The sequence below is a fragment of the Arthrobacter pascens genome (assembly GCF_030815585.1).
In the GTDB taxonomy this organism is placed as follows: Bacteria; Actinomycetota; Actinomycetes; order Actinomycetales; family Micrococcaceae; genus Arthrobacter; species Arthrobacter pascens_A.
On record NZ_JAUSWY010000001.1, the window covers coordinates 3232204 to 3254608 of the forward strand.

23 protein-coding genes and 2 pseudogenes are annotated in these 22405 nt (G+C 64.2%); 10 read left to right on the forward strand and 15 right to left on the reverse strand.

Annotated elements, in window-relative coordinates; all coding sequences use genetic code 11:
• The first annotated feature begins 9 nt into the window (after positions 1 to 9).
• Positions 10 to 1089 (forward strand): DMT family transporter, encoded by a 1080-nt coding sequence (locus QFZ30_RS14910; RefSeq protein ID WP_307077489.1) that lies wholly within the window; start codon positions 10 to 12, stop codon positions 1087 to 1089.
• 7 nt (positions 1090 to 1096) lie between these two features.
• Here QFZ30_RS14910 and QFZ30_RS14915 read toward each other — a convergent pair whose 3' ends face one another.
• Positions 1097 to 2338 carry a S8 family serine peptidase gene (locus QFZ30_RS14915; RefSeq protein ID WP_307077494.1) on the reverse strand — a complete coding sequence of 414 codons (1242 nt, stop codon included), beginning with the start codon at positions 2336 to 2338 and terminating at the stop codon, positions 1097 to 1099.
• Positions 2339 to 2460: 122 nt separating this feature from the next.
• Positions 2461 to 3009: a TetR/AcrR family transcriptional regulator gene (locus QFZ30_RS14920; protein ID WP_307077496.1), complete on the reverse strand. Its 549-nt coding sequence runs from the start codon at positions 3007 to 3009 to the stop codon at positions 2461 to 2463.
• A gap of 114 nt (positions 3010 to 3123) precedes the next feature.
• On the opposite strand from QFZ30_RS14920, the gene QFZ30_RS14925 reads away from it, so the two are divergent.
• Positions 3124 to 4533: an MFS transporter gene (locus QFZ30_RS14925; RefSeq protein ID WP_307077498.1), complete on the forward strand. Its 1410-nt coding sequence runs from the start codon at positions 3124 to 3126 to the stop codon at positions 4531 to 4533.
• A 104-nt stretch (positions 4534 to 4637) separates the two neighbouring features.
• On the opposite strand, the gene QFZ30_RS14930 is transcribed toward QFZ30_RS14925, so the two are convergent.
• From QFZ30_RS14930 to QFZ30_RS14965, 8 genes are all read right to left on the reverse strand, one after another.
• A complete protein-coding gene (locus QFZ30_RS14930) occupies positions 4638 to 5198 on the reverse strand; it encodes an SRPBCC domain-containing protein (RefSeq protein WP_307077500.1) in 561 nt (186 codons plus the stop codon).
• A 144-nt stretch (positions 5199 to 5342) separates the two neighbouring features.
• On the reverse strand, positions 5343 to 5756 hold the full coding sequence (locus QFZ30_RS14935; RefSeq protein ID WP_307077502.1) for a VOC family protein: 414 nt from the start codon (positions 5754 to 5756) through the stop codon (positions 5343 to 5345).
• Positions 5753 to 6037 carry an ArsR/SmtB family transcription factor gene (locus QFZ30_RS14940; protein ID WP_307077504.1) on the reverse strand — a complete coding sequence of 95 codons (285 nt, stop codon included), beginning with the start codon at positions 6035 to 6037 and terminating at the stop codon, positions 5753 to 5755. Before QFZ30_RS14940 ends, QFZ30_RS14935 begins: the two co-directional genes overlap by 4 nt.
• A gap of 421 nt (positions 6038 to 6458) precedes the next feature.
• Positions 6459 to 7694 (reverse strand): RNA polymerase sigma factor, encoded by a 1236-nt coding sequence (locus QFZ30_RS14945; RefSeq protein ID WP_307077505.1) that lies wholly within the window; start codon positions 7692 to 7694, stop codon positions 6459 to 6461.
• Between the two features lie 19 nt (positions 7695 to 7713).
• Positions 7714 to 8106, reverse strand: a complete 393-nt coding sequence (locus tag QFZ30_RS14950; RefSeq protein WP_307077506.1) for a YciI family protein — start codon at positions 8104 to 8106, stop codon at positions 7714 to 7716.
• Positions 8107 to 8467: 361 nt separating this feature from the next.
• Positions 8468 to 8875 carry a hypothetical protein gene (locus QFZ30_RS14955; RefSeq protein WP_307077507.1) on the reverse strand — a complete coding sequence of 136 codons (408 nt, stop codon included), beginning with the start codon at positions 8873 to 8875 and terminating at the stop codon, positions 8468 to 8470.
• Positions 8876 to 8988: 113 nt separating this feature from the next.
• A complete protein-coding gene (locus QFZ30_RS14960) occupies positions 8989 to 9288 on the reverse strand; it encodes an FAD-dependent oxidoreductase (RefSeq protein WP_307077508.1) in 300 nt (99 codons plus the stop codon).
• Positions 9289 to 9318: 30 nt separating this feature from the next.
• The gene (locus tag QFZ30_RS14965) at positions 9319 to 9483 is read right to left on the reverse strand and encodes a hypothetical protein (RefSeq protein ID WP_307077509.1); all 165 of its coding nucleotides are present in this window, start codon (positions 9481 to 9483) and stop codon (positions 9319 to 9321) included.
• A 232-nt stretch (positions 9484 to 9715) separates the two neighbouring features.
• On the opposite strand from QFZ30_RS14965, the pseudogene QFZ30_RS14970 reads away from it, so the two are divergent.
• From QFZ30_RS14970 to QFZ30_RS14990, 5 genes and pseudogenes are all read left to right on the forward strand, one after another.
• Positions 9716 to 9881 (forward strand): annotated as a pseudogene (locus QFZ30_RS14970) (Rieske 2Fe-2S domain-containing protein); the annotation flags it as partial.
• Positions 9882 to 9892: 11 nt separating this feature from the next.
• Positions 9893 to 10129: pseudogene (locus QFZ30_RS14975) on the forward strand (aldehyde dehydrogenase family protein); the annotation flags it as partial.
• Entirely contained in the window at positions 10126 to 11160 is a 1035-nt protein-coding gene (locus QFZ30_RS14980) for a quaternary amine ABC transporter ATP-binding protein (RefSeq protein WP_307077510.1), read from the forward strand. The pseudogene QFZ30_RS14975 and the gene QFZ30_RS14980, both read left to right, overlap by 4 nt.
• Positions 11157 to 13193, forward strand: coding sequence for an ABC transporter permease (locus tag QFZ30_RS14985; RefSeq protein ID WP_307077515.1), 2037 nt, complete (start codon positions 11157 to 11159; stop codon positions 13191 to 13193). Before QFZ30_RS14980 ends, QFZ30_RS14985 begins: the two co-directional genes overlap by 4 nt.
• A gap of 105 nt (positions 13194 to 13298) precedes the next feature.
• A complete protein-coding gene (locus tag QFZ30_RS14990; protein ID WP_307077516.1) occupies positions 13299 to 14276 on the forward strand; it encodes an ABC transporter substrate-binding protein in 978 nt (325 codons plus the stop codon).
• Positions 14277 to 14399: 123 nt separating this feature from the next.
• On the opposite strand, the gene QFZ30_RS14995 is transcribed toward QFZ30_RS14990, so the two are convergent.
• The 3 genes from QFZ30_RS14995 to QFZ30_RS15005 form a co-directional block, all read right to left on the reverse strand.
• Complete coding sequence (locus tag QFZ30_RS14995) at positions 14400 to 15419, reverse strand: alpha/beta fold hydrolase (RefSeq protein WP_307077517.1); 1020 nt, start codon at positions 15417 to 15419, stop codon at positions 14400 to 14402.
• Between the two features lie 76 nt (positions 15420 to 15495).
• Positions 15496 to 16692, reverse strand: a complete 1197-nt coding sequence (locus QFZ30_RS15000; protein WP_307077518.1) for a hypothetical protein — start codon at positions 16690 to 16692, stop codon at positions 15496 to 15498.
• Positions 16689 to 17213 (reverse strand): RNA polymerase sigma factor, encoded by a 525-nt coding sequence (locus QFZ30_RS15005; protein WP_307077519.1) that lies wholly within the window; start codon positions 17211 to 17213, stop codon positions 16689 to 16691. Before QFZ30_RS15005 ends, QFZ30_RS15000 begins: the two co-directional genes overlap by 4 nt.
• Before the next feature lie 167 nt (positions 17214 to 17380).
• Between QFZ30_RS15005 and QFZ30_RS15010 the strand changes: the two genes are divergently transcribed.
• Positions 17381 to 18970, forward strand: coding sequence for an alkaline phosphatase D family protein (locus tag QFZ30_RS15010; RefSeq protein WP_307077520.1), 1590 nt, complete (start codon positions 17381 to 17383; stop codon positions 18968 to 18970).
• Between the two features lie 127 nt (positions 18971 to 19097).
• Here the strand turns inward: QFZ30_RS15010 and QFZ30_RS15015 are convergent, their stop codons facing one another.
• Positions 19098 to 19835: a hypothetical protein gene (locus QFZ30_RS15015; RefSeq protein ID WP_307077521.1), complete on the reverse strand. Its 738-nt coding sequence runs from the start codon at positions 19833 to 19835 to the stop codon at positions 19098 to 19100.
• 217 nt (positions 19836 to 20052) lie between these two features.
• On the opposite strand from QFZ30_RS15015, the gene QFZ30_RS15020 reads away from it, so the two are divergent.
• A complete protein-coding gene (locus tag QFZ30_RS15020) occupies positions 20053 to 20250 on the forward strand; it encodes a hypothetical protein (RefSeq protein ID WP_307077522.1) in 198 nt (65 codons plus the stop codon).
• Between the two features lie 114 nt (positions 20251 to 20364).
• On the opposite strand, the gene QFZ30_RS15025 is transcribed toward QFZ30_RS15020, so the two are convergent.
• Positions 20365 to 21582 carry an integrase catalytic domain-containing protein gene (locus QFZ30_RS15025; RefSeq protein ID WP_307077523.1) on the reverse strand — a complete coding sequence of 406 codons (1218 nt, stop codon included), beginning with the start codon at positions 21580 to 21582 and terminating at the stop codon, positions 20365 to 20367.
• A 327-nt stretch (positions 21583 to 21909) separates the two neighbouring features.
• Between QFZ30_RS15025 and QFZ30_RS15030 the strand changes: the two genes are divergently transcribed.
• Positions 21910 to 22377 (forward strand): ester cyclase, encoded by a 468-nt coding sequence (locus QFZ30_RS15030; protein ID WP_307077525.1) that lies wholly within the window; start codon positions 21910 to 21912, stop codon positions 22375 to 22377.
• Positions 22378 to 22405 lie beyond the last annotated feature (28 nt).

Sequence of the window (22405 nt, forward strand, 5' to 3'; positions counted from 1 at the left end):
CTAATGAGCATGAGTAAACAGAACGGTATACCTCAGCGCATTGTCCTGATCGGTGCTTCCGTCGCGTTCGTTCTCAGTTGGAGTTCCGGTTTTCTTGTAGCCAAGATCGGCACCGCCGGCGCCCCGGCGCTCACGGTAGTCTTCTGGCGCTTCCTCATTGTCGTGGTGATCCTGGCGCTCGCCCTCGCCGGAACCGCCCTCCGAGTAAGCATCACCCGTCGTCGGGCGGACGGCAGCGGTTCGAAAAACCACCCCGGGAGGCCCTTCCGCGGCTCAGTCATTCCCGGCGCGGACGTGCCGTCCTGGCGCTTCATCCGCCCCCATCTCGTCATCGGCTTCTTCGCCCAATTCGGCTACGTCGTACCTATCTACCTGGCCATCGCCGCCGGCGTCTCGTCGGGGACCACCGCGCTTATCGATGCCATCCAGCCCCTTGTCGTCGCCACCCTCGTCGGCCCGCTCCTCGGGCTCCGCGTCCGGGCCCTCCAATGGCTCGGCCTCGTGTTCGGCGCCAGTGGCGTCGCCCTGATCGTGGCTTCGGACGCATCCGCCGTCGCGTCTCCGGGCCCCGCTTATCTGCTCCCGCTCGTCGCCCTCGCGAGCCTCGTCGCGGCAACATTCCTGGAGCGCCGCACCTCGGCACGCCTGGGCGTCGTTGCCACCCTGTCCACGCATGCCGCCGTCACTCTCGTGGCGGTTGCCCTGCTCGCGTTCCTCACCGGAACCCTAGCCCCGCCGGCCACGCCGGAGTTCTGGATCTCCACCCTGGTGATCGCGATCGTCCCCACCCTCATCGCCTACGGCCTGTACTGGTTCCTCCTGCGCCGGATCGGCGTCACCACGCTCAATGCCCTCCTGTTCCTGGTCGCCCCGACCACCGCCGTCGCCGGGGCTCTCCTGTTCGGGGAACCGTTCACTCCGGGCACCCTCGCCGGCCTGATCCTCGGGTCCGCCGCCGTCGCGCTGGTCCTGTGGCCCGAGCGTTCCTCGACGCAATCCCCCTGCGCTTCCGCCGCCGATTCGGTCGACGCCGATTTCCAGACAGGCGAAGCGCCCCTTCACCAGCACCTTGACGAAGCCAGTCGCTAGCGCCCGACTACCGCACCGCGTTGCCTGCGTTCACGCGGCCATGCTGCCAGTAGGTGCCAGTGCCGGTAATTTTGTCTGCTGTTGATTCGACATATGCACGGACTGACGTGTGAGTGGCGCCAGGATGCGAGCTCCAGGCGAGCGCGGCAACGCCGGCCACAATTGCTGAGGACACTGAGGTGCCATTGCCGACGTCATAACCCTGGGAGCGGTTGTTCTGCGTACCCAGGACGAAGGGGTGGTTCGGGAAGGTCGAGTAGACATTGACACCAGGCGCTGCGATATCCACCCACGCGGCGCCGTAGGTCGAGAAGGATGCTTTGGCGTCAAAGTTGTCGGTAGCGGCGACGGCAATGACGTTGGGGTATCCGCCTGGGTAAATCTTGGTCTGGTTACCGCCGTTGCCTGCTGCGGCAACGAGCACAACACCCTTACTCCAGGCGTTATTGACGGCAGTTTCGAGAGTACGTGACGCGCGCACTCCGAGGCTCATGTTGATAACCTTCGCGCCATTACTGACCGACCAGTTGATACCTTCCGCAAGGCCCGAGCTGGATCCAACCCCGCTGTCGTTCAGAACTTTGCCGTCCAGGATGTTGCACCCCCTGCACGTACCAGCCACACCGTGAGTGTTGTCGGCGGTGGCGGCAACAGTGCCGGCCATGTGGGTGCCGTGGCCATAATTGTCGTCACCGGTTTCCCCATTAGTGAAGTTGGCTCGTGCAACAACCTTGGGGTTGATGTCGTCGTTGTCGTTTGCGACTCCTGAGTCGAGAACAGCGACTTTAATGCCGCTCCCGGTGGTGACGTTCCACGCTTCGACGGCGTCCACATCAGCGTCCACTTTGCCGCTGGCTATGGTCAGCGTTCCGGCGGTGTTAGTAAAGGACTGACCGGTATTCTGTAGCGCGTACTGGCGAGGGAAGTACTGGTCATCTGTAGCGGCAGTAACCACCTCGTCCGGCTCGGCGTACTCAACAGCCGGGTTCCGGCTTAAGGCTTCGATGAGTTGAAGTTCCTTGCCGGCAGGCACCTTAATAAGATGAGCGCCAGTGCTGCCGATTCCAGGGCCCTCGCTGAGGCCATGCTGGCGAAGTACGCCCGCTGCCGCGCGATCGTCGCCGAACTTAACGATGACTTGCCCCGTGATGTGTGACTGCTCGGGCGCTGTGTTGCCCGGGGCGGCGAACGTGAGTGCCCCAACCCCCATAATTGCTGCGGTGAATCCGGCGATCAGGAGTTTTTTCATAGGGCTATCCTGCGCCTGCCTGCGCCGGCCGGATAGGGGGAAAGGCCCTAAAAAGTATCGGCGAGAGACGCACCCGCGGCAAGCGCCGCCGTCGTACTTCCAGAAAAGGACAGCAGAACCCGTCAGGGAGCGAGCAGTCCGTCAGCCACGATCGCAAGCATCGGTGCGAGTGACTCGGCGGGAAGCTCGCTGTTATCTGCGACTGCAGCCATGCCGCCGACAAGCCGGCTGATTTGCATTGCCTCGACCCCGGGGCGCAGGGCCGAGTCCAACCCGTCAATCAGGCGCTGATTCGCATTGACGTACGTGGTGCACTTTGCTGCGAAGGGAGACCCGGGATCGCCCAAGGCAGCGGTGATCCGCGCGGCGGCACCCTTGTGCTCTGTCAGCATGGCCGCATAGTCGGTCAGCCAGGTCAGCAGCTTCTCCCGCGCGGGGGCATCGAGCGCCAGCGCGCTGTCGACAGCGGCGTTGACCTTCCCCGCCCACGCCTCGAGGACCGCGTCGTACAGCGACTCCTTGGTCGGGAAGTGCCGGTACAGCGTGCCGGGGCCCACCTCGGCCCCCTTGGCGACCTCATCCATCGACACGGCGTCGAAGCCTTTGGCGCGGAAGAACGAACGGGCAACCTCCACGATCCGGTCGCGGTTGCGTTGGGCGTCAGCGCGCACAGAAACACCTTCCAAAACATGGTTGCCAAACGGAGAGTGTCTCCGTATAGTTCTAACCGGAGCATCTCTCCTCTTAGTGTACGTCAGCCTTCGGCTAGAACAGGACACCAGATCATGACATCCACAATCGCCACACAGGCGCCCGCCGGGATCGTGCCATCCGGCCGCCGCGCCGGCAGCATCGGCCTCTGGCTGGTCATGCTTGCCCAACTCATGCTTGTCCTCGACGCGACTGTCGTGAACGTCGCGCTCCCCCACATCGCCACAGACCTCGATTTCACCCGGGCCGAGCTCAGCTGGGTCCTGAACGGCTACGCCCTTGCCTTCGGCGGCCTCCTGCTGCTCGGCGGACGGATCGGGGACGTCTTCGGCCGTCGCCGCACGTTCCTGGTGGGCGTCGCAGTCTTCACGGTCTTCTCGCTGCTCGGCGGGCTGGCCACCTCACCCCTCCTCCTCGTCATCGCACGCGCACTCCAGGGCCTCGGTGCCGCGTTCGCCGCCCCGAGCGTGCTGGCGCTCATCACGACGAGCGCGCGGGACGACGGCGCGCGGAACCGGGCACTCGCACTGTTCTCCGCCGTCGCCTCGATGGGCGGAGCGCTCGGGCTCATCCTCGGCGGCCTGCTCACCGACCTCACGAGCTGGCGGTGGACCCTCTTCATCAACGTGCCGATCGGCGTCGTCGTCCTCCTTGCCGTGCCCCGCCTCGTCGCCGAAACTCCCCGGAGACCCGGGCGCTTCGACGTTCTTGGAGCGGTGTCCGCAACGGGCGGCGCCGTCGCCATCGTGTGGGCCCTCATCCAGGCGGGCGACGACGGCTGGTCCAGTCCCCGCACGATCGGCGGGCTCGTGGTCGGCGCAGCGCTGATCACCGTGCTCGCCTTCACCGAGCGGAGGGTGGCCCATCCCCTGCTCCGCCCGCAGCTGCTCCGCAGCCCGAGCCGGGTGGCGGCGCTGGCGGCGATGGCGGCCACCTACGGCGGGATGCTGGCGATGTTCTTCCTCATGGTCCAGTACCTCGAAAACGATCTGCACCTCACGCCGCTGCTGACGGGGCTGGCGTTCCTGCCGATGCCCCTGAGCATCTTCGCGATGTCGCGGATCGTCCCGCGACTGGTCGAGCGTTTCGGGGCCGTCCGCCTGGTCATCGTCGGCGCCGCCCTTCGTGTGGTCGCCTTCCTGCCGCTCACGCAACTGGGTCCGGACACCCCGTTCGTGATCGTCATGGCTGCCCTGCTCTTGACGGGAATCTCGGCCGGCATGACGTTCATGCCGCTCACGACGCTCGCGCTTCGAGACGTCGAACCCGAGCACGCAGGGTCGGCCTCCGGGCTTTTCCAGACCATGCAGCAACTTGGCGGCGCCGTCGGACTGGCCATCGTGGCTTCGACTTATGCGGCCTTCGCTGTCCCAGGCGACTTCCTGACCGGCGGACGGGCCGGGTTCTGGTCGGCGACCATCCTCTCCGCCCTCGCGCTGGCAGCCGTCATCGGGCTGGTCATCAAGCCCCGGAAGGTGGCATGAGGGAACAATCGATTCCTTGTGGACGTGGACGCTCCGGGCAAGGTCAAAGATGCCATTGAATCTGCTCCAGGACGGGCTGGAATGTTCCGGCCCGTCCTGCGTCCTCAATCCAGGGCTGACAGGAGGCCGTTCAGGCGGAGGCGGGTCGCTCCCCGGAGGTGCGGGAGATCGTGGCTTCCGTCTCCCGAGAGTTTGACGAATACAACTTGCTCCGTCCAACGTAACTGGGTGCCGTCCTGGGCTGCGTCGAATTCGATGGTCGCGAGCGAGGCCCACCTCAAGACATCGTCGACGACCGCCTCGTAGGTGTAGACGATTCTGCGAGCAGGGACAATGTCGATGTATCTGGACTGGTAACGAAGAGATTCTGATGGCATGTCGCTGGAGGTGAAGACGCTCGTTGCCCTGTCTCCATGCCCTACACGGAAGTCGTGACCATACGAAGCGTCGCTGCCAGGAAGCTTGAACCATCGCCGCCAAATCGCAGTATCGGCAAAAGCCTGAAACGCCTTGTGTGGCGGTGCGGCGATGTAATGGGAGATCACGAACGTTTCGTGCCGGATCCCTAAATCAGGTCCAGCCGGCTCAGCGGAAGCCGCGGGCGTCAACCCACCATCTTCGGACCCGGGCTTTAGCTCTTCTGTGCGCTCCGGATTTTCCGACATGCGTATCCTCCCCTTCTCGAGTAGCCGGCAGCTCGGTGCCTTTGCTGACTGTCAAGAGACAAGGATGCGAACGTGAACATTATTCCGGCCCGCCGGTAACTGCCGTCATGCCACGACAGACGGACTACGCAACGCCTCCATCTCTCAATGGGCGTCGGCGTGGTTCTCGTCCGGCTTCATTTCGATGAGCTGAATGAGGTTGCCGCACGTGTCATCAAAGACGGCCACGAAAGCGGTGCCGATGTCAGTCGGTGGCTGCGTGAACACCACGCCCTTGCTGGTCAGCCGGGCGTGCTCCGCTTCGATGTCGTCGACGGCGAATTGAGCCAGCGGGATACCGTCTTCGGCTAGGGCATCCCGATACGGCTTCACAGCTGGGTGGCCCGCCGGCTCCAGCAACAGCTCCGGACCGTCAGGCGATTCAGGCGACACGACGGTGAGCCAGAAGTCGTCACCGAGGGGGATGTCATGGCGCTTATTGAAGCCGAGCACCTCGGTGTAGAAGGCGAGGGCTGCTCGCTGGTCGTCGACGAACAAGCTCGTCAGGGCAATTTTCATTGTTCCGTCCGCTTTCTGGTGGGCCATCGTCCGGTGATTTCGGCGAGGGGCTCGGGGTTGAAGTAATGGAACTTGGAGCGTCCGCGTCGCTCCGTCTCGACGAGTCCCGCCGACTCAAGCACACCAAGGTGCTGCGAGATCGCTTGGCGAGTGAGGCTGAGGCCATGGCGCATCGCGAGCACAGAACAGATCTCAAACAGGGTCTGCCCGTCGCGCGCTGACAGTTCGTCAAGGACGAGGCGCCTCGTCTCATCGTCCAGAGCTCGGAACACATCGACCATTGGATAACTATAGGCAAGTAATGGCTTGCATATCAAGGCCCGTTATCACGGCTGCCGCTGGACCCCGAGTCCTAGTCCTGGTCTTCCGGGGGCTGGCCCGAGCTGTCTTGTTCTCGTACGTCATCCTCATATGCGTATGGCCATTGGCGACGCACCGCTACTTCGTCCCAACCAGCCTGCAACCGATTGTGCGCCCGATTTGCCAGTATTTCGAGAGACCGCACAATCTCCCGAGGCGGCAGCTCGGGCCTACCTGCAAAGTATCCGAGCAGCACGTTCACAGCCGTCGCTTCCTGCGGTGTCATTCGAGCCATAAGGCAACCGTAGAGCGCGAGGTCCGGGCTTAGGAAGGAGTCGCGGTACTTCAACTTTCAGGATCCAGTTCCGAATGCCGCCGTGATCGGCGGCGCGTCCTGGAATCCTATGGTGTCTTGGACCACGTGTCGTGCATTCCGGCTTTTCGGTTGAGGTATCGCTGTTCGGGGATGCTGTCGGTGAGCCTGGCAGCCAAGCGGTAGGCGTTCTTGGCTGCAGCAGCGTCACCAGTCAGTTCGAGGAGGTGGGCGTGTGCGGCGTGGACGCGGTGGTTGCGTTGCTGGTCAGCCCTCTCGAGCAGTGGTGCGAGGGCGGCCATCCCGGCATCTGGCCCGTGTGCCATGCCGACGGCGATGGCAAGGTTAAGGGTCACCGTGGGCGAGGGCGCGAGCTGGTTGAGCATGCGGTACAGCATGGTGATCTGCAGCCAGTCGGTGGCCTCTGCGGTAGCGGCCTCGTCATGGATCGCAGCGATGGCTGCCTGAAGCTGGAACGGACCGACTGGTCCGCCAGGAAGGGCCTGCTCGATGAGCGTAGTTCCGCGCACGATCATGTCGCGATGCCACCGGGTCCGGTCCTGTTCGGCGAGAGGCACCAAGTCACCGTGGGGGTCGGTGCGCGCGGGTGTACGCGCGTGAGTCAGGAGCATCAGGGCGAGGAGTCCACTGGTCTCAGTGTCCTCGGGGACCGAGCGGTGCAACCGCTCCGCGAGGCGGATCGCCTCATCGGCAAGGTCGACGTCGACGAGACCCGCACCGCTGGATGCCGTATATCCCTCATTGAAGACGAGATACAGGACGTGGCGCACCACGTGCAGCCGGTCCGGCAGTTCTGCCCAGGTCGGGGATTCGAAGTTTGCTCCTGCCGTGCGAAGAGTCGCCTTGGCTCGGCTGATGCGCTGCGCCATCGTGGCCTCGGGGACGAGGAATCCGGCGGCGATCTGCGCCGTGGACAGCCCAGCGACGGCCCGCAGGGTGAGGGCGACCTGCGAGGCGTCGCTGAGTGCGGGGTGGGCGCACAGGAGCAGCAGCTGCAGTGTGTCATCGCCACGGGCCTCAAAAGCCGAACTGTCAGCCGATGCCACGTAACGGGCATCGGCCGGGGCTCGTGTCGCGGCATCGAGCTCGCGCTGGGTGCGGGCGGCATGGCTGCGCTGCTGATCGATGAGCTTGCGCGAGGCGACACGGATGAGCCACCCGCGGGGGTCATCCGGCACACCTTGCGCCGGCCATTGTCCGGCGGCCGCTAGCAGCGCTTCCTGAACGGCGTCCTCACAGGCTTCGAAGTCGCCGCTGCGGCGCAGCAGTGCCGCGAGGATGTGTGGCGTCTCCGAACGCCACACATCCTCTAGCGATCGGGGCTCACTGATCGTTGCCCCCGGGCCACATCGCGGGACGCAGCTCGATGGTCTCGCCAGGGCCGGAGAACGCGGCCGCGACCTCCTCGGCCCGCTCTCGGGTGGCAACGTCGATCATAAAGAACCCGGCGAACTGCTCCTTGGACTCTGCGTACGGCCCGTCGGTGGCGATTGGCTTGCCCGACTGCCACCGGTACAGCCTCGACGTCGCCGGGTCGGCCAGCGCTTCGCCGCCAAGGAGTTCCCCGTTGGCTTGCAACTGCGTGAGCAGCGCGTCGAACTCGGCATTCATCTGCTCGCGCTGCTCCTTGGGCAGCGCCTGGTTCTCGGCGACGTAGTCACCTGTTGGGTGTCCCCATGGCTGGGGGTTGGAGTGGATAAGAATGACGAACTTCATGAGCTTGCGCCTTTCTGGAACGTGGCCATACGGCCTTGACACCTAAGATGTCGAGGCCGAGGTCCTGAGATCGACATCGCCGAGCCTACTTTGTCGAAACAGCGGGCAGTAGACGTCTCGTTGCAGGTCGGGCATCCCGTCAGCCGTTCCGGCTTTCTCCTGGACTGCTGCCGGTGGCATGCACAATCACTACCAAATCCTCTAGTACCACCTGATCCAAACGAGGGCCGGATAGGTAAAATGGATCATGGTGGTCTTTCCCGCAATCGGACTCCTGTTATGGATTGCCTTCCTGCTCGTTGGCTTGGTCCTGTCCGTCACCCTCTGGGTCCTGTGCAGACTAATACTCTGGCTCATGGACCTAAAGCCCCGGGTCCCCGTCCCGGCCCGGAACAAACCCCGGGTCCCCGTCCCCGTCCGGAACAAACCCCCGGTCCTTGTCCGGGCCGAACCCCAAATAGAGTCCGACATATGGCCCAAATGGACTGCTTCGCACAGGCGGTACGTGGACCGCGAGCTTTCCCTCTGGCAGGAGCAGTTCGACGCCCTGAACACCCGCAAGTAGGGGCCACTGCCGGGCCTGTTCGACGACGGCGGACTCACCTTCAGCGACGACCTCCCCGGGCGTCTCGCCATCGTAGAGTCCGGGTTCAGTCAGCGCCTTCAGCCGCCGGAGATCGACGACGTCTTCATGGACGGCTGCGACGGCGACGCTGCGTCGCGCCGTCGGATCGTTTCGCCCGTGGGGAGCCGTATCCGCTCGTCCCATGCGGTCGGCAGGGTGTTCAAAGGGGGTTTTCAACGCTCTGCCAGAAGGCGTGTACCCGCTTGTTCCTCCACCGCTCCGGCCCACGTAATACGACTCGATGGCGGCGTCACAAATCAGCTCCACCCGTTAATTTCATGTAACGCCGAGATGTCGGCCGCCATGTCCCGTCCAAAGGGGCGGCTGAGCGGAACAGCGTCCGAACAGACAACCGTGACCTTGGCTCTGAGGGCTTGGGCGGTGGAGGCGACCTCGGCACCGATAAAGCCGGCTCCCACAATGACAAGCCTGGTGCCCGGTACCAGTTGGCGGGCCAGATCCTGCGCATCCTCCAGCGTCCGCAGTGGGCGGACGTTAGCCAGGCCCGCGAGGACCGGCAGCGTCCGGCGGACGCCCCGTGGCGATGACGATGCCATCGGCCTTTATTTCCGTGCCATCAGTGAGAGTCAGCGTCCTGGTGGCGGCATCCAGGCTGCGGGCCGCTGCTCCCAACGGCCACTCCGCACGGAGCGGATCGGTGCCTTGAGCATCCTCGGACTCTCCAGCCCCAGGTCCTGGACGGTGATCTTTGCCGCCAGGAAGTCCTGGGACAGGGGCGCCAAAGTCTGCATGGCGCCCTTCCTTGCCCTAGCGGGCGCGGAGTGCGTATAACGCAACAACATTCTGTATCTGAGATGGCGTCACCAGACCACAGGGAGGTGTCAAGGGTTGATTTTATTAGCAGGGAACCCTTGACAAAGCGGAGTGAGATCTTTCACTCTGTTGCGTATTGCGACTGGCGTTGATGATGACACAACCCGGCCATTCCGGCTGAGCCCGCAACAAAGAAAGAGATTTTCACAGATGCACGCTGCCTGCCCACTCACCGCGTTGGCCCCCGGAGACGCCGTCCGCCTCGCTACGTCCCCACCCATCGCCGTCCTCCACACGGAGGGACGGCGAGCTGTTCGCCCTGGACGACACCTGCACCCACCAGGATGCGTCGCTTGCCGACGGCTGGGTGGAAGGCTGAGAGCGCGCGACGGATCGCGTGCACAGCGCGTGGCCGGGGCGCTCCGGCAGGGCACAGCGTGGATCAACGACTACCATCCCTACGTTCCCCAGGCCGAGTGGGGCGGATTCGGCAAGTCCGGAAACGGACGTGAGCTGGGACTCCAGGGTCTTGCGGAGTACCGCGAAACCAAGCACATCTGGCAAAACATCAATCCGAAGCCCAGCCATTGGTTCGAGCCTCGACAGGCAGGAGTACAGCAATGAACAGTCCAGACATCTCAGTGCGCAACCTATGGAAGGTCTTTGGCCCCGGGGGCGACAAGATCCCCAACGATCCGGAACTGTCGGCCCTCGGCTCAGCGGAACTGCTGGAACGCACCGGCTGCGTGGCGGCCGTGCGGAACCTCAGTTTTGACGTCGCCAAAGGCGAGGTTTTCGTGGTCATGGGGCTTTCCGGATCCGGGAAATCCACCTTGGTCCGCTGCCTGACCCGGCTGATCGAGCCCACCTCCGGGCAGGTACTGGTGGACGGCAAGGATGTCCTGCAGGCAGGCCTGGCGGAACTGCGGGAACTGCGCCGGCGGAAGATGTCCATGGTGTTCCAGCACTTCGGCCTCCTCCCGCACCGGACCGTGCTGGACAACGTCTCCTACGGGCTGCAGATCCGCGGTGCGGCCAAGGACGAACGCTACGCCAGGGCGCGGGAAATCATCGAGCTGGTTGGCCTGAAAGGCTACGAACAGCACTACCCGGACCAGCTCTCCGGGGGAATGCAGCAGCGCGTCGGCCTTGGCCGGGCCCTGGCCGGCGATCCGGACACCATCCTCTTCGATGAGCCCTTCTCCGCGCTGGATCCGCTCATCCGGCGCGACATGCAGGCGGAAGTCATCCGGCTGCACAAGGAAATGGGCAAGACCATGGTGTTCGTGACCCATGACCTCTCCGAGGCCCTCAAGCTCGGAGACCGCATCCTGATCATGCGCAACGGCGAGACGGTCCAGTGCGGCACGGGAGACGACTTGGTGGGATCCCCGGCAGACAAGTACATCGAGGATTTTGTGTCCGAGGTCCCCCGCGCGGATGTCCTGACCCTGAAATGGATCACCCGGCCCGTTGCGGCCGGAACGCCGGGAGACGCGCCGGTCCTCAGTTCCCGGATGATTATCCGCGATGCCATAGCAGCGGTAATGCACTCCGCCTGCCCGGTTCTCGTCGAGGACGCCGGCAGGATCACCGGGCAGATCGACCGCGACAGCATCCTGTCAGTGCTGCAGCCCGCGGAAGCTGCTGCATGATGTCTACCCTCGTCCGTGATCGATCGTCGGTGCAGCCCGCACCCCCCGCTGTTAAGGAACCCCGCCGCCGGCCGAGCCGCCGCACCACGCTGCTGGCAGCCGCCGTCGTCGTCTGGATCCTGGGATTCCTGTTCCTGCACGGGACGTCCACCCTGGCCCTGCCCGCCTCCGAACTGACGGACCTGCACCGCTCCCTGAACCAGTTCAACGCATGGGTGGCAGCCAACCGCGCCGACAACCCGGTCTTCCTGTACATCTTCACGCCCCTCAGGGCAGCAGTGGACAGCGTGGCCAACCTCTTCACCACCATCTTCGCCGCGAGTTCCACCGGCCTGCGCCTGCCGGAAATCGGCTGGCTCGGAACCGTGGGCCTGCTGGGCTGGATAGCCTTCGCCGTCGGAAACGCCCGGGTGGCCCTGCTGACAGTCGCCGTCTTTACGTTCTTCGGCCTCCAGGGCCTGTTCGTCGAGGCCACGTACGCGTTCGCCCTGGTCCTCACCGCCGTGCTGCTGACCCTCCTGGTCGGGATCCCGCTCGGTGTCCTGGCCGGCATCTACGGCCGGGTTGCCAAGGTGATCACGCCGGTACTGGACTTCATGCAGACGCTGCCCACATTCGTTTACCTGGCCCCGCTGGCCCTGATCTTCCTCATCGGCCCGGCATCGGCCGTTATCGCCACGGTGATCTACGCAGCGCCGCCCGTTATCCGCCTGACGGCGCACGGCATCCGCGCCATCCCGGAGAACACCCGCGAAGCCTCCGACTCGCTGGGTACAACGGGCCTGCAACGGCTGCTCACCCTGCAGCTCCCAATGGCCCGGCGCACCATTGTCATGGGCATCAACCAAAGCACTATGGCGGCCCTGTCCATGGTCACCATCGCGGCACTGATTGCAGCCCCGGGGCTTGGGCAGGTGGTGGTCCGTGCGCTGCAATCGCTTGACGTTGGCACTGCCGTAAACGCCGGGCTCTCCATCGTCCTGCTCGCGATCGTGCTGGACCGCGTGACCACGGCTGCGAGCCGCCGGGCAGAACCCGGGGCGGCCCGGAACCGCAGGGTTTCCCGCAAGACCAGGTACCTCCTCCTCGGCGTCACGCTGGTGCTGGCACTGGCCATGGTGCAGCTCTCCCGCAGCATGCTGTGGGCTGCGGCGTTCCCGAAAGACCTCAACATCGGCCCGGCGATCATCCAGGCCGTGAGCTCAGCCAGCCAGTGGATGCAGAACAACCTGTCCCTGTTCACGGTGTCCTTCCGGGAGGCCGTCACCACCGGAATCCTCAACCCGTTCCAGTCCCTGCTCACGGACACCCCTTTCTACATCCTCGTGGCCGTCATTGCCATCGCGGCCTACGCGCTGGGCGGCTGGAAGCTCGCGGCAATCACCACCGCGTGCCTGGGTGTGATCATCTGCCTCGGCCTCTGGAGCGACTCCATGGTCACCCTGGCCGGAACGCTGGTAGCCACAGCAGTGGTCATGGTCCTGGGCATCATCTTCGGCGTCGCAATGGGACGGTCCGAGCGGGTGGACCAGATCCTGCGGCCTATGCTGGACGCCGGCCAGACAATGCCCGCCTTTGTGTACCTGGTTCCGTTTCTGGGCCTCTTCGGCGCCACCCGCTTCACGGCGATCATTGCCGGCATCATCTACGCCGCGCCCGTGGCCATCAAGATCACCGCTGACGGCATTGCAGCGATTTCCCCGACTGTTGTCGAAGCTGCCATCTCCAGCGGCTCCACCCCCTGGCAGGTCATCACCAAGGTCCAGCTTCCGATGGCCAGGCAAACACTGGCCCTCGCCGCCAACCAGGGCCTGATCTATGTCCTGGCCATGGTGGTGGTCGGTGCACTGGTCGGCGCAGGTGGCCTCGGGTACGACGTCGTCGCCGGCTTTGTCCAAAGTACCCTCTTCGGCAAGGGCCTCGCCGCAGGCCTTGCCATTGTCTTCCTCGGCATCCTGCTGGACAGGATGACCCAGGCGGCCGCAGCGGCACCGCTGCGGAAAATCCCCTCAAGCAAGACCCCCGCAACATAACCGACCTGCGAATAGGCGCGCTGCGCCAGGTCGCAGCGCAACCGCCCCGCGCTTCGGCACAGGACCCCACGCCCTCCCGCCCCCCCCAACAAGGAGACGTAACAAATGAAAAAAGCTCGACTGCTGTTGAAACGAACTGTCCCGGCAGTAGCAAGTGCTGCTGCCGCTGCCCTGCTGCTGTCAGGCTGCGGCGGTGCCTCCGTGAACCAGGTGGCTGCCCCCGCCGGTGCCACGGATGCGCCCTGCGGAGCCGTTAATGTGGCGCTCAATGCCTGGGTGGGCTACACGGCGAATGCGGCCGTGTACAGCTATGTGGCGAAGAACCAGCTTGGCTGCTCCGTGGTCCAGAAGGACCTGAATGAGCAGATCTCCTGGCAGGGTTTTGCCTCAGGCGAGGTGGACGTCATCATCGAAAACTGGGGCCATGATGACCTGGTTAAGCAGTACATCACGGACCAGAAGGTGGCCGTCGACGCCGGTCCCACCGGCAACGAAGGGCAGATCGGCTGGTACGTACCGCCATGGATGGCCGAAAAGTACCCGGACATCACGGACTCGAAGAACCTGAACAAGTACGCCTCGATGTTCGCCACGTCCGAATCGGGTGGGAAAGGCCAGCTCCTCGACGGCGATCCCGCCTTCGTCACCAACGACGAGGCCCTGGTAAAGAACCTGGGCCTGGATTACAAGGTGGTGTTCTCCGGTTCGGAGGCCGCCCTGATCCAGTCATTCCGGACGGCGGAGCAGAATAAGACACCCCTGCTGGGCTACTTCTACGAGCCGCAGTGGTTCCTGTCCGAGGTTCCACTGAAGAAGGTCTCCCTGCCGGCCTGGACGCCGGGGTGCGACTCCGACGCCGAAAAAGTGGCCTGTGACTACCCGACGTACACGCTCAACAAGATCATCTCCAAGAAGTTCGCGGACAGCGGCTCACCCGCAGCAAAGCTGGCCAAGGGCTTCAAGTGGACCAACGAGGACCAGAACGCCGTAGCCACGGACATACAGGGCGGCATGACGCCCGAGGCCGCGGCCAAGAAGTGGGTGGACGCACACCAGGATGTCGTGACCTCCTGGCTCAAGTAAGCGAGTCCCTGCCCGGCTGGTAAACGCCGGGCCGGTATCGTCAGCCGCCCAGGGAGATCCCTGGGCGGCTGACCTGCTTGGGTGGGCTTACCAATCACCTGCCCAACCGATCGGGATAGTGGCTCAACCTTCGAAGAAGTCCGCCAGCGCCTCGGTTAGTATCTCCGGTGCTTCCTCAGCCATGTGGTGTCCGGAGTCGATGCCCCGTCCCTGCACGTTGGTCGCCCAGTCGCGCCAGATAACGAGCGGGTCGCCGCACAGTTGTTCGAGGTCATCGCGCAGCGACCAGAGGACCAGGAGGGGAAGGTCCAATCGGCGGCCGGCTGCACGGTCTGCTTCTTCGTGGGCCCGGTCAATGGTCAGACCGGCCCGGTAGTCCTCCAGCATGCCCCGCACCACAACAGGATCGCGGGTAGCGGCTCGCCACTCCTTGTAGTTTCCGCCACCCATCCGTCGCGGGTCGCCGTGGTACCAGCTGTCCGGGTCAGCGTTGGTCACGCGTTCGGGAGTATCCGGCTGGGCGAAGAAAAACCAGTGCCACCACTGGGTGGCGAACTCGACACTGATGCGTTCGAGGTGCTCCACTATGGGAACGCAGTCAAGCAGCGCCACCCGGGACACCACTTCCGGATGATCCATGGCCAGCCTGAAAGCCGCGTAGCTTCCGCGATCGTGGCCCGCAACGGAGAATTTCTCAATCCCCAGGGCCTTCATGAGATTAACGAGATCGCCCGCCATCGCTCGCTTTGAGGCGGGCGCGTGATCCAGGGTGGGTGCCGGCCCGCGAGATGCGCCATACCCGCGCAGGTCGGGGACAATCACCCTGAAACCCTTCTCTGCCAATGCCGGCGCCACCCGGTGCCAGGTCGCACCGGTGCGGGGGTGCCCGTGCAGCAGGAGCACGGCAGGTCCCTCCCCGCTATGCCGGGCATGGACAACCGCCCCGTCCACAGCAATGTCTTCAATGACGAAACCCTCGAACATCAGTCCATCATTCAGCAGGCCGCCGTTCACCTCAAGCGGCACACTGCCGTGTGCTTGTTTGACGGGACCGGGCCGGGTAGCGAACATCCCCACCATTGAGGAGACGAAGATTTCGGTACGCTCGCATCCGACGGGTGTCCACCACCGCTGCAGAGCCATGCGATGACGAAATCAGTGGTAAATGTTGGGAGCGGCTCCGGCTGGCGCTCCAGTCAAGGCCACCAAGCATTCATGATCAGGGTGTGGGCAGCACTACACCGCGGCCCTTCTGGAACGGGCTGCCTCCTGCCCGTTCCGGCCATATGTCGAAGACCGGCAGGGTCTCACCCTCACACGATGCAGTCTCTGTGGTCAGCTGCCCCTTAACCTGCGGACGCGTATCAAGGTCCGCCGTGTAGATGAAGCCCCATTCGTTGAGAATGACCGCCTTGTTGGCCAGCGTGGTCCCAAAGTAGGAAACGTGGCCTTCCGCGTCCACCATCAGAGGCGTGACCTTCGCGGTGAACCCCGCCGGCCAGCGCAGGTAGACCTTTTCGGTGCTGTTCTCAAAGGTGAAGCAGGCCTCGGACGGGGAAACGTAGCCGCGTACCTGGCCGTCCCTGGTACCGTCCGCGGCCTGGGTGCCCCAGATGGTATTGGGCGCGGATGCAGCCCAGGAACCGCCGGGGTGGGTGGCCACCGGCACGTCCCCAACCGGCGCCACGTTGATGCGGGACTGCAGGTCTTCACCAATCTCCACCGGCTCGTCAGTGACGGGATCCACGGTGGCCGCCGTCCTGATGTTCTGGATCTGCAGCAGCGAATGCGGCGCCTCCATCAGATGCAGCCCGCCGTCGGCGCCCTTGGCGAAGAACCCAAGGTAGGTAAAGGGCGCTTCCTCCTGGCTGTCCCGCCAATGGAGCGAGCCGTTGATCGCGCGCTCTGCTTGTGCCACGTCAAGAACGGTTTCGCCCGCGGTCAGATCGCCCTTCAGCACCTGCCGCACGTTGACGGGTTCGACGCCGAGCCCTCCCCGGAGGCTCCGGGCCGCGTTGGGCAGCGCCTCCAGGACAAGCACTTCGTCGGCCGAGACGAAGAGGCTGTGGAAAGGTCCGGCGGGAGGTGTCGGTTCCGGGGAGGTGGTGGCAGCCGGCGAGGGCGGCGAGAAGGATTCGGTGGCGGCCGGCGTTTCCACCGGGGCAGCCTGCAGGAAGCTGGCCGTGAGGACTGCTGCGGCCACGGCGGCTGCTGCCAGGAAGGCTCCGGCCGCCCGCCAGCGCTTTGCGGGAGGCCTTCTGTAACCTTCTGGGTCGCCGGCGAAGATGTGGGTCACGTCGGATTCCATGAATGCCAGGCTTCGGGACCGACTCCGTGCCAGCTCGGGCTCGGTGACATCCGCAGCGGGGTCGGCGGAGAGGATGCGCTGCTCGTCGGCAGCGGATAGGTCCTTCATCGTAGGTACTCCTCTGACTCTCGTTCAGTCTCAAGCAGGCGGCCGAGTGCTTTGCGTGCCCGGTGGAGGCGCATCCTGATGGCTGTGGCGGTGGTGTTGAGCAGGTCGGACAGCTCACTGGAGCTGAATCCATCCCAGTACGTGAGCAGCAGGACTTCCCGCTCATCGGGCTTGAGCCGGGCCAGCGCCTCGTGGACGGAACCGTCGGCGTAGGCCTGCTCGGTTCGTTCCAGCTGGAGCGACAGCATGAGATTGGCCGATCGGGCGGCGGACCTCAGATGATTGCGCAGCACGTTCTGTGCCACCCCGAAGAGGAACATGGCAGAGAGTTCCTCCCCATGGCCCGATTTCTCCCAGGCGATCCGAAACACTTCCGCGCACAAATCCTCGGCGGTGGAAGGGCTGTCAGCCCGGCGGCGAAAGTAGCGGTAGATGCGGTCGTGGCAGGCAGCGTGGGCAGCCATGAACCGCTTTTGTCTCTCCAGTTCCACACGCTCCCCCAGATGCGTTTGTAAGCTCATACCCCGTTAATGTCCGGCAGCCCGGCAAGTGTAACGGGGATCCATGATTTCCTTGTTCCGGAGCACGTTGGGCCCTCGAAACCAGTCAACAGCTCTTGTCACGCAGTTAACCACCCATTCATGTCGTCCTCAGGACCCGTCCAATCGGCCTCCCTACGTTGGAAGCCATGGACAACATCTCACGCAGATCCCTGATTTCCGCCGGCCTCGGAGCCGGACTCGTCGCCGCCTGGCCGGGTGCCGCCGTCGCCGTTTCAACAGCGGACGACGCCGGCCTCCGCACCGATCCCTTCCTGCTGGGCATCGCCTCCGGCGAGCCGTGGCCGGACGGCTTCGTGATCTGGACCCGGCTGGCGCTGGACCCGATCGCCGAGGACGGCCTGGGCGGCATGCCCACCCGCCAGGTCCCGGTGGCCTGGGAGGTGGCCGAGGACGCCGCCATGCGCACCGTAGTAGCCCGCGGCGTCGAGCAGGCCCGGATCGAGACCGCCCACTCGGTGCACGTCGAACTCAAGGGCCTCAGGCCGGGGCGCGAATACTTCTACCGGTTCCGCACCGGCCGGCACGTCAGTGCAGTGGGCCGCACCCTCACCAGCCCAGCGCCGCACGAGACGCCGGCTGCGCTGGCCATGGCGTTCGCCAGCTGCTCCCAGTACGAGCACGGCTACTTCACCGCCTACACCCGTCTCGCCCAGGACCACCCGGACCTGGTGCTGCACCTGGGCGACTACATGTACGAGTACAAGAAGGACAGCTACGTGATCGGCGGCGGCAACCCGCGCGACCACCAGGGTCCCGAGACTTCCAGCCTGGCCGGCTACCGGCAGCGGCACGCCCAGTACAAGTCCGACGCCGACCTGCAGGCCGCGCACGCGATCGCACCGTGGCTGGTGGTGTGGGATGACCACGAGGTGGACAACAACTGGGCGGACGAGATCCCGGAGAACCGGGACGCCGCCCAGCTGAACGACACCACCGAACGTTTCCGGCAGCGCCGGGCCGCCGCGTTCCAGGCGTACTACGAGAACATGCCGCTGCGGGCCTCGTCCGTGCCCGCCGGGTTCGACATGAAGATCTACCGCACCATCCAGTGGGGCCAGCTGGCCAACTTCCACATGATGGACACCCGCCAGTACCGCGACGACCAGCTCGCCGGCGACGGGTGGCGCAAGAACGTAGCCGAACGCCTGGCCGAGGACCGCACCATCACCGGCGCCGAGCAGGAGAAATGGCTGCTGGACGGCTTCAAGAACTCCACCCAGCGCTGGGACATCCTGGGCCAGCAGGTGTTCTTCGCCGAAAAGGACAGGAACCAGGCCCCGGAGATCGACGACGTCTCCATGGACGGCTGGGACGGCTACGCCGCGTCGCGCCGCCGCATCACGCAGGGCTGGGTGGACGCGAACGTGCGCAACGCCGTCGTCCTCACCGGCGACGTGCACCGCAACTGGGCCAACGACCTCAAGGTGGACTACAAGGACCCGGCGTCCCCCGTGGTGGGATCGGAACTGGTGTGCACGTCCATCACCTCCACCGGCAACGGCTCAGGTTCCACCACCGATCCGGTGATGGCCTGGAACCCGCACCTGAAGTTCTACAACGACAACCGCGGCTACGTGAACACGAAGATCACCAAGGACGCCCTCAGCGCGGACTTCCGCGTGCTTGATTACGTCACGACGCCGGGATCCCCCGTCAGCACGAAGGCCTCCTTCCAGCTCCAGGACGGAGTTCCGGGGCTGCAGGCGCGGGGGTAGGCTCTGGCAACTGCTTCTAGCGGAACGTCCGGTCGGTCGCACACCGGCCGGACGTTCCATCGTCCGGCATGGCTTCCGCGGCGCCGCGGTGGAGGTACGGACGGCAGGCGGATGTGCTGGTGGAAAGCTAGGGCTGGACAACATTCACGAGTTCTGACCGGCTTCCAGTCTGCAGGTCCTCGGTCAGGACCAGCGCACCGACCTCGGGGCAGTGGTATTTATGCTCCCGGGCATTCTTTTCAAGCGGCGTCCAGTCGTAAACCTTGACGCAGTCGGTGTAGGTGCCGGATTTCGTGGTGACGGTCTCGCCGGTAGCGACGGTGTCCCGGATATCTTCTGCATGACCAACGTAGAATTCCTGCTTATAGGAATCGCCCACGCGCTGCTCGGCCTTCATCCAGATGCCGGCTTTTGCCCCGTCTTTTCCGTGGAGAAAGCTGCCGGAGTGGTTCATCAGCATCCCATTCCAGTAGTTGTTCACGTCCTCGCCGAAGTACCACACGTCACCGTTTTTGTGTTGTGCCAGGTAATCCCGGGTTTCCTCTACGAGCTGCCCGTTCTTGTATTCCTTATCCAGATAGACGGCCGTCTCAACGCCCTCTATGGTCATGGTCTCCTGCAGGATTTCGATTTCAATCCTCTCCGTGACGCGTCCTTGCTCGGTGGTCTCATAAGTCAATTTTTTGCCGACGGGGAGGGCGAAGTATTTATTGGTGATTTCGGTGGTGAAATCGGCAGGGTTGACCTGCGGATTGTATTCCGCGGCCCTACTCCTTTTGGTGTTGTCGAAGAAAAAAAGTGCCGCCCCGCCAACCACCAGCAGCACGACGACGAGGGCAAAGAATATTTTGGTTCGTTGATTCATGACCTTTCCCACTCCTTCTGAGTAGAAATTCCTGCAGGGGGTCAGAGCGTTGCTTGCCCATGGCCATAGGAGAAAGGTAGTCCAGTCCGTCCTGAACCTGAACACCCTCCACGAACACTCTGTGGAGAGGCACAGCCCCGCAGCGTCAGTGAAGGTACGGTCTGTCCCAGCTAGCGGTGGGCGGGCGGCTTAATACTGTGACTGCCGTTTTACAGGGATGTTCGACGGCGTGCTGGCGGCCGTCGCGCTTCCTGGCATACTCGCCGTCGGCCTGACCATCATCGCCGCGATCATCCAGGCCAGGGACGTGAAGCGCAAGGATCCCGTGCAGGTGCGCCAGGCGGCGAAGGGTCCTGCCCGGCATCCCGCCTGCTCCCCTGCCGTCATACAGGCAGCTGCCCAAGCCATTGCTTAACGGTCCGGGCGTTCGGAAGGATCTCGCGGGCCGCTTCCGTGCCCATGTCGAACTCTTCCGTGCGCAGCCAAGGAGCGAGCCCCGCCTCATGCGATGACCCCCCGAGGAATCATGTCAAGATGCCCGCCTGGGCTGTTTCGAAGAATCATTTAGTTTTGCCCGGATGGCTGGCTGCTTGTCGGGGGCTCGTTTCGCGGTGCTCAAGGTGAGGAGCTCCGCGGAGAGAGCTTGGATTTGTCGTTGGATGGCGGCGGGGTTCAGGGGCCTGTTTTCGCGTTTCAGGCGGGCTTTCGTGGTCTTGCTGACGGTGCCGGTATCGGCCAGGACGCGCTGGTATGGAGTGGCTGGCGCGTCGTAGGTCTTGCTGATCTTCGCACCGGCCCTGACCTTTGACATGAGTTTTTGCTGGGCCCCGAAATGGTTGGTCAGCAGCCTCCGGAGCGCCCAGATCCGGTTAAGCAGTTCCAGCTCAGCGGCCGTGTCGCAGCGGTGATAGCCGACGGTCTGGCGGACGATGTGCCAGTTCTTCTGTTCGACGTGGGCGCCATCGTTCTTGTTCCCGGACCGGGAGCGGGTGAAGGTGAGGTTCTCCTGTTCGCACCAGCGGAACAGCTCCCAGTTGATGAACTCCGAACCGTTGTCCGAGTCCAGGCCCAGGATGGGAAACGGGAACGCGGCGGTCGCGTCTTTGACGGCAGCGAACACCCATTTCTGCGCCTTGTTGATCACCGAACGGGTTTCCGTCCAGCCCGTCGCGATGTCAGTGATATCAAGGGTGAAGCAGAACTCACCCTGGCTGTTGCCACCCTCGTGGCCGACCAGATCAATCTCGACAAACCCGGGCACCGCGTCGTTCCACTCAGCCCAGGTCCGGATCGGAATCGAGTCCTTCAGCAGCGTTCCGGGCTTGGTATGGGACCGGCCGCGGGGCTGCAGTTTCGCCCGGTCGGCCTTGAGCCGGCGATCGATGGTCGCCGGTGCGATCCTGAGCAGCTGCGCGGCGGTCCCGGCATCAATACGGAGTTCCTTGAACCGCCGCAGGCGCGGAACCAGGTCCGGCAGCGCCGCCGCCAGAAGCCGCCCGCAAGGCGTTCCCTGAACCGCCCAGCAGAACCGCAGCGCCTCGATCACCGGTTCCCCGTAGATCGGCGCCCGGGACGCCCGGGCCCGGACGGCCTTGAGCACCAGGGCCTGCCGCAACGCCTTGCGGGCGTGGTCCCGGTGCCATCCGGTCGTTGCACACAACTCATCGAGAATCTGCTTCTTCACCGCCCGGTCCGCCCGGGCATACCGCGTGGCGATGACCTTCGTGACAGCCCTGCGTTCACTCATCGAAAGCTCCATGGCTCACAATGCCGAAGCGGCGGACACCACCCCGACGGACACGCCGCTACGCGGGCATTCTCGAATGATTCTTCGATAGCAGCTACGCGGGCATCTTTGATGAGTCAACGCGGACCCTTTTTTACGCTCTGCTCCTGTCCTAAAATTGGGATAGCCGCCTCTAAAGCGGCCCTGCTCACGGATTACCGCGAAAGGCTTTTGCAGACTTTCGCTGCTGCTCCGCACTCAACGCCACGGGCTGGGACTGGCACCTTAATAGGCCTTCTCAAGCAAAGAAGCACGCACATGTTCATTCGCAGATTCGTGGCAATTCTCATGACCACCCAGAGCTACGGCACGAGCGGCCCCGGGCAGGCGGGACCCATAGACGTCAGGCAGGCCCTCGAGGCGCAGACTCAGGCGGTTAACGCGCATGACGGCCCCGCTTTTGCCAGCTTCTATGCGGAAGACGCCGTCGTCGTCGATCCCCAGTACCCCGAGCCGCTGCGCGGCCGGGCGGCGATTGAACAGGACGTGGCGACGTTCCTCAAGGCATTCCCAGACCTCCAATTCTCTCTGAACAATATTCTGGTCGACGATCGCTTGGTCGCCGGCGAGGGCAAAATCGCGGGCACCAACAGCGGTCCCATCCAGCTGCCTGGGGCAGAAGAGATCCCGGCAACGGGCCGTCGGCTGGAGTTTCCCATGGCCTTCTTCAGCCGCTTCGACGAGTCCGGCAAAATCGTGGAGGAGCGCCGCTACTACGATCTCGCGAGTCAGCAGGAGCAACTTGGCCTGACGTAGATCGCACGTCAGGCGGCGTATGAGAACG

Bases quoted from the DNA above. Each gene is read 5' to 3' on its own strand.
- QFZ30_RS14910 (WP_307077489.1), top strand. From the start codon at position 10: ATGAGTAAACAGAACGGTATACCTCAGCGCATTGTCCTGATCGGTGCT.
- QFZ30_RS14915 (WP_307077494.1), bottom strand. From the start codon at position 2,338: ATGAAAAAACTCCTGATCGCCGGATTCACCGCAGCAATTATGGGGGTT.
- QFZ30_RS14925 (WP_307077498.1), top strand. From the start codon at position 3,124: ATGACATCCACAATCGCCACACAGGCGCCCGCCGGGATCGTGCCATCC.
- QFZ30_RS14930 (WP_307077500.1), bottom strand. From the start codon at position 5,198: ATGTCGGAAAATCCGGAGCGCACAGAAGAGCTAAAGCCCGGGTCCGAA.
- QFZ30_RS14935 (WP_307077502.1), bottom strand. From the start codon at position 5,756: ATGAAAATTGCCCTGACGAGCTTGTTCGTCGACGACCAGCGAGCAGCC.
- QFZ30_RS14940 (WP_307077504.1), bottom strand. From the start codon at position 6,037: ATGGTCGATGTGTTCCGAGCTCTGGACGATGAGACGAGGCGCCTCGTC.
- QFZ30_RS14950 (WP_307077506.1), bottom strand. From the start codon at position 8,106: ATGAAGTTCGTCATTCTTATCCACTCCAACCCCCAGCCATGGGGACAC.
- QFZ30_RS14955 (WP_307077507.1), bottom strand. From the start codon at position 8,875: ATGGGACGAGCGGATACGGCTCCCCACGGGCGAAACGATCCGACGGCG.
- QFZ30_RS14960 (WP_307077508.1), bottom strand. From the start codon at position 9,288: ATGGCATCGTCATCGCCACGGGGCGTCCGCCGGACGCTGCCGGTCCTC.
- QFZ30_RS14965 (WP_307077509.1), bottom strand. From the start codon at position 9,483: ATGCAGACTTTGGCGCCCCTGTCCCAGGACTTCCTGGCGGCAAAGATC.
- QFZ30_RS14980 (WP_307077510.1), top strand. From the start codon at position 10,126: ATGAACAGTCCAGACATCTCAGTGCGCAACCTATGGAAGGTCTTTGGC.
- QFZ30_RS14985 (WP_307077515.1), top strand. From the start codon at position 11,157: ATGATGTCTACCCTCGTCCGTGATCGATCGTCGGTGCAGCCCGCACCC.
- QFZ30_RS14990 (WP_307077516.1), top strand. From the start codon at position 13,299: ATGAAAAAAGCTCGACTGCTGTTGAAACGAACTGTCCCGGCAGTAGCA.
- QFZ30_RS14995 (WP_307077517.1), bottom strand. From the start codon at position 15,419: ATGGCTCTGCAGCGGTGGTGGACACCCGTCGGATGCGAGCGTACCGAA.
- QFZ30_RS15000 (WP_307077518.1), bottom strand. From the start codon at position 16,692: ATGAAGGACCTATCCGCTGCCGACGAGCAGCGCATCCTCTCCGCCGAC.
- QFZ30_RS15005 (WP_307077519.1), bottom strand. From the start codon at position 17,213: ATGAGCTTACAAACGCATCTGGGGGAGCGTGTGGAACTGGAGAGACAA.
- QFZ30_RS15010 (WP_307077520.1), top strand. From the start codon at position 17,381: ATGGACAACATCTCACGCAGATCCCTGATTTCCGCCGGCCTCGGAGCC.
- QFZ30_RS15015 (WP_307077521.1), bottom strand. From the start codon at position 19,835: ATGAATCAACGAACCAAAATATTCTTTGCCCTCGTCGTCGTGCTGCTG.
- QFZ30_RS15020 (WP_307077522.1), top strand. From the start codon at position 20,053: ATGTTCGACGGCGTGCTGGCGGCCGTCGCGCTTCCTGGCATACTCGCC.
- QFZ30_RS15025 (WP_307077523.1), bottom strand. From the start codon at position 21,582: ATGAGTGAACGCAGGGCTGTCACGAAGGTCATCGCCACGCGGTATGCC.
- QFZ30_RS15030 (WP_307077525.1), top strand. From the start codon at position 21,910: ATGACCACCCAGAGCTACGGCACGAGCGGCCCCGGGCAGGCGGGACCC.